Genomic DNA, 14014 nt, shown 5'->3' on the forward strand with positions numbered 1-14014 from the left:
TATTCTTCGCGAGCAGGCTCGCTCCCACAGGTGACCGAGTTCTACCAGAGAGATACGGTTAAATGTGGGAGCGAGCCTGCTCGCGAAGGGGCCTTCACCGACAAAGCTGTTTGACCCGATATCCCGTAAACAAAAACGCCGCGATCCTCTCGCGGCGTTTTTGTGTGTGTTGCTTTAACCCAGGTTCTTGCCGAGCAGTGCGTGATACAGCTCACTGTCACCGAGAATCCCGACCACCTTGTTGTTGTCGTGCAGCACCAGCTTATTACCCGTCTGATAACGAATCTGCAGCGCTTCGCGCATGCCGATGTTCGAATCCACTACCGTTGGCCGACGACCCAACCCTTCAACCGCTTGACCCGGCACCCAGTTCTGCAGATCCAGGCTCGCGCCGTTCTGGCGAGCGCCCTTGATGGTGTTGCCTTCCGCCAGGTCCAGCCACGAATCGCCGCCCGGATCCAGGCATACCGAACCGTTGATGCGTTTGCAGTTGTCCAGGGTGCGCATCAGGCTGCGACCGCACAGTACGTTCAGCGGATTGGTGTGGGCCACGAAGGTCCGCACGTAATCGTCCGCAGGGTTCAATACGATCTCTTCTGGCACGCTGTACTGAACAATGCGACCGTCTTTCATGATCGCAATACGGCTGCCGAGCTTCAGGGCTTCATCTAGATCGTGGCTCACGAATACGATGGTTTTGTTCAGCTTGCTTTGCAGCTCCAGCAGTTCGTCTTGCAGGCCTTGGCGGATCAGCGGGTCAAGGGCCGAGAACGGTTCGTCCATCAGCAGAATGTCGGCATCCATCGCCAGCGCGCGGGCCAGGCCCACACGTTGCTGCATACCACCGGAGAGCTCGTCCGGCTTCTTGTTGCGCCACTGGGTCAGGCCCACCAGCTCAAGTTTTTCATCGACCAGTTTTCTCCGTTCCTTCTCTGGACGACCCTGCATTTCCAGACCGAAGCTGATGTTCTCGCGAACGGTCAGCCAAGGCATCAGGGCGAACTTCTGGAACACCATCGCAATGCGCTTGGTGCGCATCATTTTCAGTTCCGCCGGGGTGCAGGAAGCGATGTCGATCTGCTTGCCTTCGTGCTCGACGAACAACTTGCCGCGGCTGACGGTATTGAGGCCGTTGATGCAGCGCAGCAAGCTGGACTTGCCGGAGCCGGACAGGCCCATCAGTACACAGATTTCACCTTTTTCGACGTCCAGGCTGGCCTTTTCAACGCCAACAATCTGCCCGGTCTTTTTCAGGATCTGGTCGCGGGTCATGCCCTGGTCGAGGAGTTTCAAGGCCTCGCGCGGGTCTTTGGAGAAGATTACGTCGACGTCTTCGAAGCGAATAATGCTCATGCGTCACCCCCTACTTTGGCTTCGGGTTGTTTGCAGATACGGTCGAGCATGATCGCCAGCAGTACGATCGCCAGGCCCGCTTCGAAGCCCAGGGCGATATCAGCAGTGTTCAGTGCGTTGACCACGGGTTTGCCCAGGCCGTCGGCGCCTACCAGTGCCGCGATCACCACCATCGACAGCGACAGCATGATGCACTGGGTGATACCGGCCGCGATGCTTGGCATGGCGTAGGGCAGTTCGATGCGCGCGAGCAGCTGACGGCGCGAGCAGCCAAAGGCTTTGCCGGCGTCCATCAATTCTGCGGGAACATCGCGAATACCCAGGTAAGTCAGGCGGATAGGTGCGGCAATCGCGAACACCACCGTAGAAATCAGACCCGGGACCACACCCAGACCGAAGAGGGTCAGGGTAGGAATGAGGTACACGAAGGTCGGTACGGTCTGCATCAGATCGAGCACCGGACGCATCAGTGTGTAAAACATCGGTTTATGCGCGGCAACAATGCCCAACGGCACGCCGATGACCACGCAGACCAGGGTGGCGAACAACACCTGGGCAAGGGTTTCCATGGTTTCCTGCCAGTACCCCAGATTGAGGATCAGCAGGAAGGAGGCGATGACAAAAACGGTCAAGCCCCATTTTCGTTGAATGAAGTGTGCCAGTAGCGCGATGAGGCCGATCAATGCCAGCGGGTTGAACCAGGTCAGCGCAAAAGTCACGCCGTGGATCATCGTTTCCAGTGACACGGCGATTGCGTCGAAGGTGCTGGCGCCATGTTGCGTCAACCATTCAACGAAGCCCGCGATGTACTGGCCTAAAGGGATTTTCTGATCAATCAGCATGGTAGTGAACGTCCGCATGCAAGGAAATAAACAGCCCGGGCGAGCGAACTCGCCCGGCGTAAGCGATTACTGCGCGAGCTTGGCTTTCACGGCCTCCAGGCCTGGTTTACCGTCAATGGTGGTCACGCCAGCGAGCCAGGTATCGAGGACCTGTGGATTCTTTTTCAGCCAGGCCTTGGCGGCCGCGTCAGGCTTCATCTTGTCGTCCAGGATGTTGCCCATCAGCGAGCTTTCCATGTCGACGGTGAACTCCAGGTTTTTCAGCAGCTGACCGACGTTGCTGCATTCCTGGACATAACCCTTGCGGGTGTTGGTCGCCACGGTGGCGGCACCGAAGTCCGGGCCGAAGAAATCGTCACCACCGGTGAGATATTGGATCTTGAAGCGCTTGTTCATCGGGTGCGGCGCCCAGCCGAGGAACACCACGGCGGTGTCGCGTTTCTGGGCGCGGTCGACTTGCGACAACATGCCTGCTTCGCTGGACTCGACGATCTTGAATCCGGCGTCTTTCAAGCCGAAGGCGTTCTTGTCGATCATACTCTGAATCAGACGGTTGCCATCGTTACCCGGCTCGATGCCGTAGATCTTGCCGTCGAGTTCTTTCTTGAATTTCGGAATATCAGAGAAGTCGTGAAGACCTTTGTCATACAGCGCCTGAGGTACGGCGAGGGTGTACTTGGCGCCGGTGAGGTTGGTGCGTACGACGTCCACGGTGCCGGCATCGCGATAAGCCTTGATGTCGTTTTCCATGGTCGGCATCCAGTTACCGAGGAATACGTCCATGTTCTTGCCGTCGGCCAGGGACTTGTAGGTTACCGGCACGGAAATCATCGTGGTTTTGGTCTTGTAGCCCAGTGCCTGGAGGACGACGCTGGTGGTGGCGGTTGTTGCGGTGATATCGGTCCAGCCGACATCGGAGAAGTTTACGGTGTTGCACTGAGCCGGTTCTGCGGCTTGAGCCAGAAACGGCAGACTCAGCATGGCGGCCAACAACAACGACGGGGAACCTTTCATGGATGGACTCCTTGGTGTTTTTTTTGGCAGTGTTCCGACTGGACCACCGCACTTATAGGTTGCGGTTGGATGGCGTTTTGGAGACAGCTCTACCACGGCGCCTTGCAATCGAGTCGATACGATCATGTACCAGTGAAAATCTGACGCCTACAGGGTGCGTCGTAACCAGTACAGGGATGGTCGCATCCAGTGTCGGTGACGTCGTTTACAGCTTTTTTCAGCCCCTTTTTCCCCTCTGATCCGCAAAAAAACGGCGAAAACGCAGCGTCAAAGCCTCGCGGCGTTGGTGGGCATGAGTGCGTCGGTGTGAGACGTCGAACGACATGACAAAAGCCTGATGATGCGGCCATCTCGGCGGATTGCAGCTTGAGCGTAGCAGCTCCGTCACTGGGCGCTTTTGCGTCTGGAGTTGGCACATCCAGGAGTTCGGCAGTAATGGCTATCAGTGTTTTCGACCTGTTCAAAATCGGCATCGGCCCTTCCAGTTCGCACACCGTGGGACCTATGCGGGCCGCGGCGTTGTTCGTGCAAGGTTTGCGTGAGCAGGGTCTTTTGGAACAAGTAAGGCGCGTCGAAGTTCAGCTTTATGGTTCGTTATCGGCCACCGGCATCGGTCACGGCAGCGACAACGCAGTGATCATGGGCCTGATGGGCGAGTGGCCGGACGCGATCGATCCGTCGCAAATCGGCATTCGCATCGAAACCCTGCGCGAAACCCACACACTATTGCTCGACGGTCGTTTGTCGGTCCCGTTCATCTGGGCCCGGGACATGCGCCTGATCGACGAGAACCTGCCGTTCCATCCCAACGCCATGACGCTGATCGTCGAAGGTGATGACGGCGAGCTGCATCGCGACACCTACTATTCCATCGGCGGCGGTTTTGTCGTCGATGAGGCGCAGGCTTCAAGCGGCGTGGTCGATCTGGACCGCACCGTGCTGCCGTACGATTTCTCCAGCGCCGTCGAACTGCTGAGCCTGTGCCAGAAGCACAACCTGCGCGTCGCCGAATTGATGATGGCCAACGAGAAGGTCTGGCGCAGCGAAGAGGAAATCCGCGCCGGCCTGATGACACTCTGGCGCGCCATGCAGGATTGCGTCGAACAAGGCCTCAAGCACGAAGGTATCTTGCCCGGCGGCCTGAATGTGCGCCGTCGCGCGGCCAAACTGCACCGTAGCCTGCAAGAATTGAACAAACCCAATGTGATCGGCTCGACCTTGAGCGCCATGGAGTGGGTCAACCTGTTCGCCCTGGCGGTCAACGAGGAAAACGCCGCTGGCGGGCGCATGGTGACTGCACCGACCAATGGCGCGGCGGGGATCATTCCGGCGGTGCTGCACTACTTTATGAAATTCAGCGAGGTGGTGACCGACGCCAACGTGGTCGACTATTTCCTCAGTGCGGCAGCGGTCGGGATTCTGTGCAAGAAGAACGCTTCGATTTCCGGTGCCGAAGTCGGTTGCCAGGGCGAAGTCGGTTCGGCCTGCGCCATGGCGGCGGCCGGGCTGGCGGAGATTCTGGGGGCGACACCGGAGCAACTGTGTAACGCAGCGGAAATCGGCCTGGAACACAACCTCGGTCTGACCTGCGACCCGGTGGGCGGGCTGGTGCAAGTCCCGTGCATCGAGCGCAATGCGATTGCCGCGGTGAAAGCCATTAACGCAGCGCAGATGGCGCTGCGTGGCGACGGTCAGCATTTTATCTCGCTGGATCGGGTGATCCGCACCATGCGTGATACCGGCGCGGACATGCATGACAAATATAAAGAGACATCGCGCGGTGGGTTGGCGGTTAGCGCCGTCGAGTGCTGATTCAGTAAGACCGAGTCGCCTGCTTCGCGAGCAAGTCGAATCGTCGCACCGCCGCTCCCACACTGGATTTGTGAACGACGCAGATCAAATGTGGGAGCGAGCCTGCTCGCGATAGCGTCAGACCAGTCAAAACTGCGCGCTAAGTGAACACCGGAATCAAAACGCGCCACGTTTTGGCGCGTCGCTTACAGATAAGCCACTTGCCCGAGATCCGGGATCCAAGTTGGCCATTACCGCCTGTCACCTGTGCTTGCGGTGACACTCTTCACCAGGTCGCTGTAGCCCTGTTCCCACAAGTGCTACCGATTTGCTCACGCCCAACGGGGCAGAGCGCCTCCCGCCGATAATGGCACTTATAACCCCCACTCGCGGCGCGGCTTATATAGACGCGGTGCGACGTCGTTTTCAGGAGTTATTGAACGGCCATTCAACTTTAGGCATGGCATTTGCTCTGTCATTACAAAGCCCGTCTCCCACGCGAGAACGATGGCAATAACAAGAGCCTCCGCCTGAGGCCATCACCCGCTTTGTGTGAGGAGATACCGCGATGACGACGTTCAACTCCGGGGCCCAACCCCAGAACCGTGCGCCTCAATCCATCGGCTTTTTGCTGCTGGACAATTTCACGCTTATTTCTCTGGCCTCCGCAGTAGAACCCCTGCGTATGGCCAACCAATTGTCCGGCCGCGAGCTGTATCGCTGGACCACTCTGACCGTCGACGGTGGTCAGGTCTGGGCCAGTGACGGTCTGCAGATCACCCCCGACGCCTCCATGCACAAAGCGCCTCCCATGGACACCATCATTGTCTGTGGCGGTATTGGTATTCAACGCACTGTTACCCGTGAACACGTGTCATGGCTGCAAAGCCAGGCGCGTCAGTCCAAGCGTCTGGGCGCGGTCTGCACCGGTAGCTGGGCGCTGGCCTGCGCCGGTTTGCTGGACGGTTTCGATTGCAGCGTGCACTGGGAATGCCTGGCCGCTATGCAGGAAGCGTTTCCGCGTGTGGCCATGAGCACCCGGTTGTTCACCCTCGACCGTAACCGTTTCACCAGCTCCGGCGGTACCGCGCCGCTGGACATGATGCTGCACCTGATCAGCCGCGATCATGGCCGTGAACTGTCGGCCGCGATCTCGGAAATGTTCGTCTACGAGCGCATCCGCAACGAGCAGGATCACCAGCGTGTGCCGCTCAAGCATATGCTCGGCACCAACCAGCCGAAGCTGCAGGAAATCGTCGCGCTGATGGAGGCCAACCTCGAAGAGCCGATCGACCTCGACGAACTGGCGGTGTACGTCGCCGTGTCGCGCCGTCAGCTGGAGCGGCTGTTCCAGAAATACCTGCACTGCTCGCCATCGCGTTATTACCTGAAACTGCGCTTGATCCGCGCTCGGCAACTGCTCAAGCAAACGCCGATGTCGATCATCGAAGTGGCGTCGGTGTGTGGCTTCGTGTCTACGCCGCACTTCTCCAAGTGCTACCGCGAATACTTCGGCATTCCGCCGCGTGACGAGCGCGTAGGCTCCAACACCACGCAACAAGTGGCGATGATGCCGCTGCCGCAAGCACTGGTGTTGTCACCGTTGTCCGGGCCGTTGTCGGCGTTGAGTCAGGCGCGTAATGAGTCGACGTTTGCTAGCGTAAGACTCTAAACCGAGGCGCCTTCATTCGCGAGCAGGCTCGCTCCCACATTAGATCGCGTTCCTCTGAGAGGAATCGGTCAACTGTGGGAGCGAGCCTGCTCGCGAAAGCGGTTTATCAGGCGCTACGGCTCTGCTGATACTCCGCCAACGCGGGCAGCAATTGCCTGTCGATGGCCTGGCGCACGGCCGGCAGAATGGTCGCGCTGCTGGTGTACATCTGCTTGACCATGGTCCGCAGTTCCATTGCCCGTTCGTTGTTCAAGCCCCGTACCGCGCATTCGCAGGCCTGCTCAGCGGTGGCACCAGGGGGTACTGCAAATCCTAACGCCTTGAGCTGGCCCAACAGGTCTTCCTGGTCAATCAAATCGGCGTACATCATGACGCAATCCTTCTTCAGGGAACGGTGTCGTGGTTCGATTCTCGTAGGGGTACGGAGTGGCGGCAAGGACGAATTGTCGCAATGGCCGCAATACCTATGAACAGGTCGTTTTCGGCTAACTTGCGAGAAGGGAGAGTGGGCACACTGGGATCAGCTGGCTTCACGAAGGTTTGGTCACCCTCGCGCAACGGCTCCTCAACAGTACCCACCTCTGCCCCGATCCTGTCACGGCTTGATCGGGGTTTTTTTTGCCTGTAATTCAGGGAGAGATGGGGTGTCTGGGCTGGCGTCATCGCGAGCAGGCTCACTCCCACATTCAACCGCAATACTCTGAAAGAACCCGGTCAACTGTGGGAGCGAGCCTGCTCGCGATGAACGATGACGCGGTCTAGCGTTGCAACACGAGGATGCGCGACAACAATTCATCACGGTCGACATAGCAACCCTGAAAATGCCGGGCGCCGGTGGCGGGGTCGAAGGCGTTGCGGGCGTGGAGGGTGCGGCGGTTGTCGAAACACCACATTTCGCCGGGGTTTAACCGCGTCATCACCCGGAATCGCGTTTCCCGGGTCATCGCAATAAAGCGGCGGTAGGCGTGATAGAGAGCGGGCATCTGCTCGACCGACGCATCGAACGGACCGCGCAGAAAATTCGCCATGCGGATTTCCGACACCTGCCCAAAGGCATCCAGCGCGATGATCGGCGCGAGACAGCGGTAGTCGCTGTGGCGGTCTTTGTTGCGGAACTCCACAGGGATTTCGCAGAGGCTTTTAAACGCCTCGGGATCTTCATCGCGCAAGGCTTCGGCAATGGCAAAACCGTCGACGAAAATACTCTCGCCACCCTCGGCGTCATTCACCAGGCAATGCAGAAATTGCAGCCCCGGTTGCAACTCCCGGGTTGGCAGGTCGCTGTGCAGCGGCAGGTTGAAAGCGGTGTAGGCATTGCTGTCGGCATCGGCCTTGGATTGCACGTTGAACAGCACGCCAAAATTGCTCTCGCGGATGAAGGAAATCCGCTGGGCAATCAACTTCAACGAGCCAGGCTCGGTGGGCACACCGCGGACCTGAGTCAGGCCGGTATCGCGCACGGCCAGCAGCCATTGCAGCAAGGCGTCGTTGTCGTTCATCAACGCCTGGTAATCGAACACCGGCAGCGTCAGGTTGCTGTTCCAGAGCTGGCTTTTTGGCTTGGCAGCCCGGCGTTCGGCGCGGGACTCGTCATCGTAGGCGTGGGCCCGTAACCAGCCAGGATCGAAGCGGCTGAGATGGCCGTCCTGCCAGTCGACACGCAGGCAGCCTTCGGCATCAACGATGACGTCCGAGGGCTTGAGGTTTTCGGCGACGTCGACGACTTCCAGCACTTGTTCGCGGGTGACGGTGTAGACGCACAGCGGGCACGGGCAGTTGTCCCGCAGCCACTGATGATGAAAGGGGCTGACACGGTCATCGGCCCACTTCACTTGAATTCGGTCCGCCAGGGTGTGTACGGCGGTCAACGCGCTGATCAACGGGTAAGTACGGAAGTCGGCAAAAGCGGCGGCGGTGTTCAATGGCGATCTCCTTGTTATTTTTTAGGGGGTAACGCGATCACTCGGCCAATGTAGTCGGGGGCGGGAAGGTCGGTTTGCTCGGCGACGATGGCTTGCAGCTTGCTCAAGGTGTCTTCGCTGAACGGTGCGGAGCGCGGCCCGGCAAGATCGACGTGCAGCAGCATTTGCTCGTTGCCCGCCAATTCCTTCTCATCACCCGCCAGATGCAGGCTGTGATAGAGGTGCAGGCGTTTGCTGTCGTGGCCGATGATTTGGGTGTGCACTTCGACGTCGGCGTCGAGCTTCACTTCGTGCAGATAATTGAGGTGCAGTTCGAGGGTAAACAGCGAGTTGCCGCTGGCTTCGCGGTTGTTGCTGTCCATGCCCAGGCGATCCATCAGCGCGTCAGTGGCGTAACTGAAGATCAGCAGGTAGAAGGCGTCGCGCAGGTGGCCGTTGTAGTCGACCCAGTCGGGGATGATTTTGGTTTGGTAGGTGGTGAGGGTGGGCATGATGAGGATCCGGAGTGTTGGGGTGACTGGGCTGCCGTCATCGCGAGCAGGATCGCTCCCACAGTTGATTTGAGGTGTGAACTTAAACTGTGTCACCCAGCAAATTCCCTGTGGGAGCGAGCCTGCTCGCGATGCGGCCGGTCTTGCTGGCTTATTATTCGCTGAACGCCATCCCATGCTTCTCTTTGGTGGTCTTCACCGCCTCCAGCACTGCCAGCAAGCAATCATCACGATAGCGCTCCAGCGCCGAAATGCTGTGCGTGCCCAACTGATCGCTGGTGCCATCCACCACATCGTCAATCAACTTGTCGGTCAGTTCCGGCGCCGGCAGATACGTCCACGGCAACTGCAACGCCGGCCCGAATTGCGCCATGAAGTGCCTCATACCCGCATCGCCACCCGCCAGGGTGTACGTCAAGAACGTGCCCATGAACGACCAGCGCAGACCCGCGCCAAAGCGAATCGCATCATCGATTTCACCGGTGGTCGCCACACCGTCGTTAACCAGGTGCAGCGCCTCACGCCACAACGCTTCGAGCAAGCGGTCGGCGATAAAACCGGGTACTTCCTTGCGCACATGCAGCGGACGCATGCCCAAGGATTCATAGACTTTCATGGCCGCTTGAACGGCTTCGGGAGCCGTGTTTTTGCCGCCCACCACTTCCACCAGCGGCAGCAGGTAAACCGGGTTGAACGGGTGGCCGACGACGCAGCGTTCCGGGTGCGTCGAACTCTCGTAGAACTCGCTCGGCAACAGGCCGGAAGTACTGGAACCGATCAAGGCATTGGGCTTGGCCGCCGCGCTGATTTTGGCGTGCAGTTCCAGTTTCAGGTCCAGACGCTCAGGGGCGCTTTCCTGAATGAAATCCGCGTCACGAACGCATTCTTCAATGGTTGCGACAAAGCGCAGCCGATCCTGCGACGCACCCGGCGCAAGGCCCTGTTTCTCCAAAGCGCCCCAGGCATTAGCGACGCGTTTGCGCAGCGCGGCTTCGGCACCGGGCGCCGGGTCCCAGGCCACCACGTCGAGGCCGTGAGCGAGGGCGCGGGACACCCAACCGCTGCCGATGACACCGCTGCCCAAGGCGGCGAAGGTTTTGATTTCAGTGATAAAGCTCATGGCGACGTCCTAAAAGAATTCGGTGACCTAATGTGGGAGCGAGCCTGCTCGCGAATGCGGAGTGTCAGTCGGCAGAGATGCCGGATGTGACGGCCTCTTCGCGAGCAGGCTCGCTCCCACAATTGGAAAAAGTTGTTCGTGTTTAACCGCGCTTGGTCAGGCCCATTTTTGCCCGGCCTTCCGCCGGCGTCAGAACACGGGCGCCGAGACGGCTGAGGATCTCCGAGGCGCGTTCGACCAGTTGGCCGTTGGTCGCCAGTACGCCTTTGTCCAGCCAGATGTTGTCTTCCAGACCGACCCGCACGTTGCCGCCGAGCAGCACCGCTTGCGCAGCCATCGGCATTTGCATGCGACCGATGCCGAAGCCGGCCCAGACCGCATTGGCAGGCAGGTTGTCGACCATGGCTTTCATGGTGGTGGTGTCGGCCGGCGCGCCCCACGGGATGCCCAGGCACAGTTGAAACAGCGGGTCGTCGAGCAACCCTTCCTTGATCATCTGCTTGGCGAACCACAGGTGACCGGTGTCGAAGATTTCCAGCTCGGCCTTCACGCCCAGCTCTTGAATGCGTTTGGCGCCAGCGCGCAGCTGGGCTGGGGTGGACACGTAAATGGTGTCGCCGTCGCCGAAGTTCAGGGTGCCGCAATCGAGGGTGCAGATTTCCGGCAGTAGCTCTTCAACGTGGGCCAGACGGGTCAGCGGGCCGACCAGGTCGGTGTTCGGGCCGAACTCCATCGGGTTCTCGCCAGCACCGATTTCCAGGTCGCCACCCATGCCGGCGGTGAGGTTGACGATGATGTCGACGTCCGCCTCGCGGATGCGCTCCATCACTTCGCGATACAGTGCTACATCACGGCTGAATTTGCCGGTTTCGGGATTGCGAACGTGGCAGTGAACGACAGTGGCGCCGGCCTTGGCAGCTTCTACGGCGGCCGCGGCGATTTGTTTCGGGGTGACCGGCACGTGTGGGCTTTTGCTGGTCGTGTCGCCAGCACCGGTGAGTGCGCAGGTGATGATGACGTCGTGGTTCATGAGGCGGGTTCCTTACAGGCGTGATGATTCCGTTCGCAGCCCGGTCGGGCTGCGAGTCGGTGGTTCAATCGGGTTTATTTGGCGGTCAGTTGCAGGTTTTCAGCGGCTGGCTTGCCATCGAAGGTGGTCACACCTTCGAGCCAGCGTTGCTTGTCTTGCGGGTGATCCTTCAACCATTGCTTGGCCGATTCGAAGGCGTCCTTGTGATCCAGCAGCGGCTGCATCATCCGGCTCTCGTCTTCGGCGGTGTAGGTCAGGTTGCTCAGCAAACGACCGATGTTCGGGCATTGCTCGGCGTATTTCGGCGCGGTGACGGTCCAGACCGTGGCCATGCCTTCGTTCGGGCCCAGGGCGTCGTCACTGCCGGTGAGGTACGTCATCTTCACGTTGACGTTCATCGGATGCGGCGCCCAGCCGAAGAACACCACGGCCTCTTTGCGTCGCACGGCGCGATCCACCGCCGCGAGCATGCCGGCCTCACTGGACTCGACCAACTGGAACTTGCCGAGGCCAAACTGGTTCTTGGCGATCATTGCCTTGATCTGGGTATTGGCGCCCGAGCCTGGCTCGATGCCGTAGATCTTGCCGCCCAATTCTTTCTCGAACTTGGCGATGTCAGCGAAGGTTTTCAGGCCCTTGTCGGCGAGGTAAGTCGGTACCGCGAGTGTGGCGCGAGCGTCTTTCAGGCTTGGCGCCTCAAGCACCTTGACCTGATTGGCCGCGACGAACGGGGTGATGGTCTGGGTCATCAGCGGGTTCCAGTAGCCCAGGAACAAGTCCAGGCGCTGGTCGCGGATCCCGGCAAAGATGATTTGCTGGGACGCGCTGGTTTGTTTGGTGTTGTAGCCGAGGCCATCGAGCAGGACTTGGGTCATGGCACTGGTAGCGATCACGTCGGTCCAGTTCACGACGCCCATGCGCACGTTCTGGCATGAAGCAGGTTCGGCCGCCATGACGCTGGCGCTCAGGAAAGCGGTACCGCTGAGTGCAAGAACACAGCTGCTGATCAGTCGTTTCATGTCGGGTTCCTCGGCAGACGTTATTGTGGGTTCCGGCATCTTTGTGTGCCGGTGATGCCAAGTTACGCAGCTAAGGCCCTGTGAAAACGCACTGCGGCGACCAGCTCTTGCACTGCGGCGACCTGCGCTCTTGAATGCCGCGTGCAAGTGGCGTATCAACGTCCACACGCTACCCGCCCTCTCGTTACCTGCCAGTCGAGTGCGCTCCATGTCCCAGGATTTCTACTTCTTGTTGATGCCGGGTTTCTCGGCCATCGGTTTCATTTCGGCCATCGAGCCGCTGCGAGTCGCCAATCGCTTTCGTGGCGAGCTCTACCGCTGGCATGTGCTCAGCGCGGATGGCGGGGCGGTATTGGCCAGCAATGGCATGTCGGTCAACGCTGATGCGGCGCTGGAACCGCTGAAGAAGGGCGCAACGCTATTGGTGGTCGCCGGCTTCGAGCCCCTGAAATTCGCAACCCCGGCGCTGGAACACTGGTTGCGCCGCCTGGACAACGAAGGCGTGACCCTCGGCGCCATCGACACCGGCAGCTTCGTCCTCGCCGAAGCCGGCCTGCTCGACGGCCATCGCCTGACCCTGCACTGGGAAGCCATCGACGCCTTCAAGGAGTCCTATCCACAGCTCAGCGTCACCCAGGAGCTGTTCGAGATCGACCGCCGGCGCATTACCTCCGCCGGCGGCACCGCGTCCATCGACCTGATGCTCGACCTCATCAGCCAGGCCCATGGCCCGGAACTGGCGATCCAGGTCAGCGAACAATTCGTACTCGGCCGCATTCGCCCACGCAAAGATCACCAGCGCATGGAAGTCGCCACGCGTTATGGCATCAGCAACAAGAAACTGGTGCAGGTGATTGGGGAGATGGAGCAGCACAGCGAACCGCCGCTGAGCACGCTGGAATTGGCGGAGTCGATCAAGGTGACACGGCGGCAGCTGGAACGCTTGTTTCGGTTGCACCTGAACGACACACCGAGCAATTTCTACCTGCGGTTACGACTGGAAAAAGCCCGGCAGCTGCTGCGGCAGACGGACATGAGTGTGTTGGAAGTGAGTATTGCGTGCGGGTTTGAATCGCCGTCGTATTTCACCCGAAGCTATCGGGCAAAATTTGCCCGGTGCCCGCGAGAGGACCGACGACGGTTGGGGGATGGGCGAGAACTGGTTTGAACACAGATTTCGACAACACCATAGACCCCCTGTGGGAGCGAGCCTGCTCGCGATGGCGGTCTGTCATTCAAGTTGATGTCGACTGATCCACCGCTATCGCGAGCAGGCTCGCTCCCACAGTTTTGATCCGCTGTGGGCGTTACTTCTTCATCAATGCCGAGCAGGCCGCTTTAAACGCCTCATGCTGATACTTGTTCAGCGTGGCCGGAAGTTCAAAGTCGAACTTCTTGTTCTGTGCATTAATCGTCTGTGGCGACAGCAGTGTGACCTCGCAATTTCCCAGCAACTGGAAAACACCCTCGATCTTGAACGTGGTCGGCCCACCGGCGAACTCGCCTTTTTTGCTGCGCTTCTTGATCGCGATCCGGTCGATGGAGTTCTCGCGCACAAACGACGCCACCTGAGCGGCAAAGACTTTGACGTTGGCGGCTTCGTCGTCATCGTCGAGGGCGATTTTCTTGGTGTTCAGCGGGATGTGGCTAAGGGCCTGATCGTCGAGGGAGGCCACGGCGATGATGGCTTCGCTGCCTTTGATTTCGATGCCGCAGATTTTCATTTGAATCCCTTTACTGGCTGAAGATGTTCAGCTTAC

The 14014-nt window shown here is 59.4% G+C and carries 13 protein-coding genes; 3 read left to right on the forward strand and 10 right to left on the reverse strand.

Features of this window, described 5'->3' with window-relative positions:
- Nucleotides 1-174: 174 nt before the first annotated feature.
- From choV to JFU47_RS19605, 3 genes are all read right to left on the reverse strand, one after another.
- Nucleotides 175-1353: a choline ABC transporter ATP-binding protein gene (gene choV / locus JFU47_RS19595; RefSeq protein WP_129440470.1), complete on the reverse strand. Its 1179-nt coding sequence runs from the start codon at nt 1351-1353 to the stop codon at nt 175-177.
- On the reverse strand, nt 1350-2195 hold the full coding sequence (choW, locus tag JFU47_RS19600) for a choline ABC transporter permease subunit (RefSeq protein ID WP_140674859.1): 846 nt from the start codon (nt 2193-2195) through the stop codon (nt 1350-1352). Before choW ends, choV begins: the two co-directional genes overlap by 4 nt.
- Before the next feature lie 66 nt (nt 2196-2261).
- Nucleotides 2262-3209 (reverse strand): choline ABC transporter substrate-binding protein, encoded by a 948-nt coding sequence (locus JFU47_RS19605; RefSeq protein ID WP_201184999.1) that lies wholly within the window; start codon nt 3207-3209, stop codon nt 2262-2264.
- A 435-nt stretch (nt 3210-3644) separates the two neighbouring features.
- On the opposite strand from JFU47_RS19605, the gene JFU47_RS19610 reads away from it, so the two are divergent.
- The gene (locus JFU47_RS19610; protein ID WP_201185000.1) at nt 3645-5021 is read left to right on the forward strand and encodes an L-serine ammonia-lyase; all 1377 of its coding nucleotides are present in this window, start codon (nt 3645-3647) and stop codon (nt 5019-5021) included.
- 547 nt (nt 5022-5568) lie between these two features.
- A complete protein-coding gene (gene gbdR / locus JFU47_RS19615; protein ID WP_123368585.1) occupies nt 5569-6672 on the forward strand; it encodes a choline metabolism transcriptional regulator GbdR in 1104 nt (367 codons plus the stop codon).
- Between the two features lie 106 nt (nt 6673-6778).
- Here gbdR and JFU47_RS19620 read toward each other — a convergent pair whose 3' ends face one another.
- From JFU47_RS19620 to choX, 6 genes are all read right to left on the reverse strand, one after another.
- On the reverse strand, nt 6779-7042 hold the full coding sequence (locus JFU47_RS19620) for a hypothetical protein (RefSeq protein ID WP_046045296.1): 264 nt from the start codon (nt 7040-7042) through the stop codon (nt 6779-6781).
- Between the two features lie 388 nt (nt 7043-7430).
- On the reverse strand, nt 7431-8594 hold the full coding sequence (locus JFU47_RS19625; RefSeq protein WP_201185002.1) for a gamma-butyrobetaine dioxygenase: 1164 nt from the start codon (nt 8592-8594) through the stop codon (nt 7431-7433).
- Nucleotides 8595-8608: 14 nt separating this feature from the next.
- Nucleotides 8609-9085 carry a thioesterase family protein gene (locus JFU47_RS19630; RefSeq protein ID WP_008151919.1) on the reverse strand — a complete coding sequence of 159 codons (477 nt, stop codon included), beginning with the start codon at nt 9083-9085 and terminating at the stop codon, nt 8609-8611.
- A gap of 154 nt (nt 9086-9239) precedes the next feature.
- Complete coding sequence (locus JFU47_RS19635) at nt 9240-10205, reverse strand: L-carnitine dehydrogenase (protein ID WP_102614905.1); 966 nt, start codon at nt 10203-10205, stop codon at nt 9240-9242.
- 142 nt (nt 10206-10347) lie between these two features.
- Nucleotides 10348-11235 (reverse strand): 3-keto-5-aminohexanoate cleavage protein, encoded by an 888-nt coding sequence (locus JFU47_RS19640; RefSeq protein ID WP_140674841.1) that lies wholly within the window; start codon nt 11233-11235, stop codon nt 10348-10350.
- A gap of 74 nt (nt 11236-11309) precedes the next feature.
- Nucleotides 11310-12254: a choline ABC transporter substrate-binding protein gene (gene choX, locus JFU47_RS19645; protein ID WP_201185004.1), complete on the reverse strand. Its 945-nt coding sequence runs from the start codon at nt 12252-12254 to the stop codon at nt 11310-11312.
- Between the two features lie 208 nt (nt 12255-12462).
- On the opposite strand from choX, the gene JFU47_RS19650 reads away from it, so the two are divergent.
- Complete coding sequence (locus JFU47_RS19650) at nt 12463-13422, forward strand: GlxA family transcriptional regulator (protein ID WP_140674838.1); 960 nt, start codon at nt 12463-12465, stop codon at nt 13420-13422.
- 139 nt (nt 13423-13561) lie between these two features.
- On the opposite strand, the gene JFU47_RS19655 is transcribed toward JFU47_RS19650, so the two are convergent.
- Complete coding sequence (locus tag JFU47_RS19655) at nt 13562-13978, reverse strand: DUF3010 family protein (protein WP_140674833.1); 417 nt, start codon at nt 13976-13978, stop codon at nt 13562-13564.
- Nucleotides 13979-14014 lie beyond the last annotated feature (36 nt).

This window comes from Pseudomonas sp. TH39(2020), from assembly GCF_016650715.1.
GTDB classification, from domain to species: Bacteria; Pseudomonadota; Gammaproteobacteria; order Pseudomonadales; family Pseudomonadaceae; genus Aquipseudomonas; species Aquipseudomonas mandelii_C.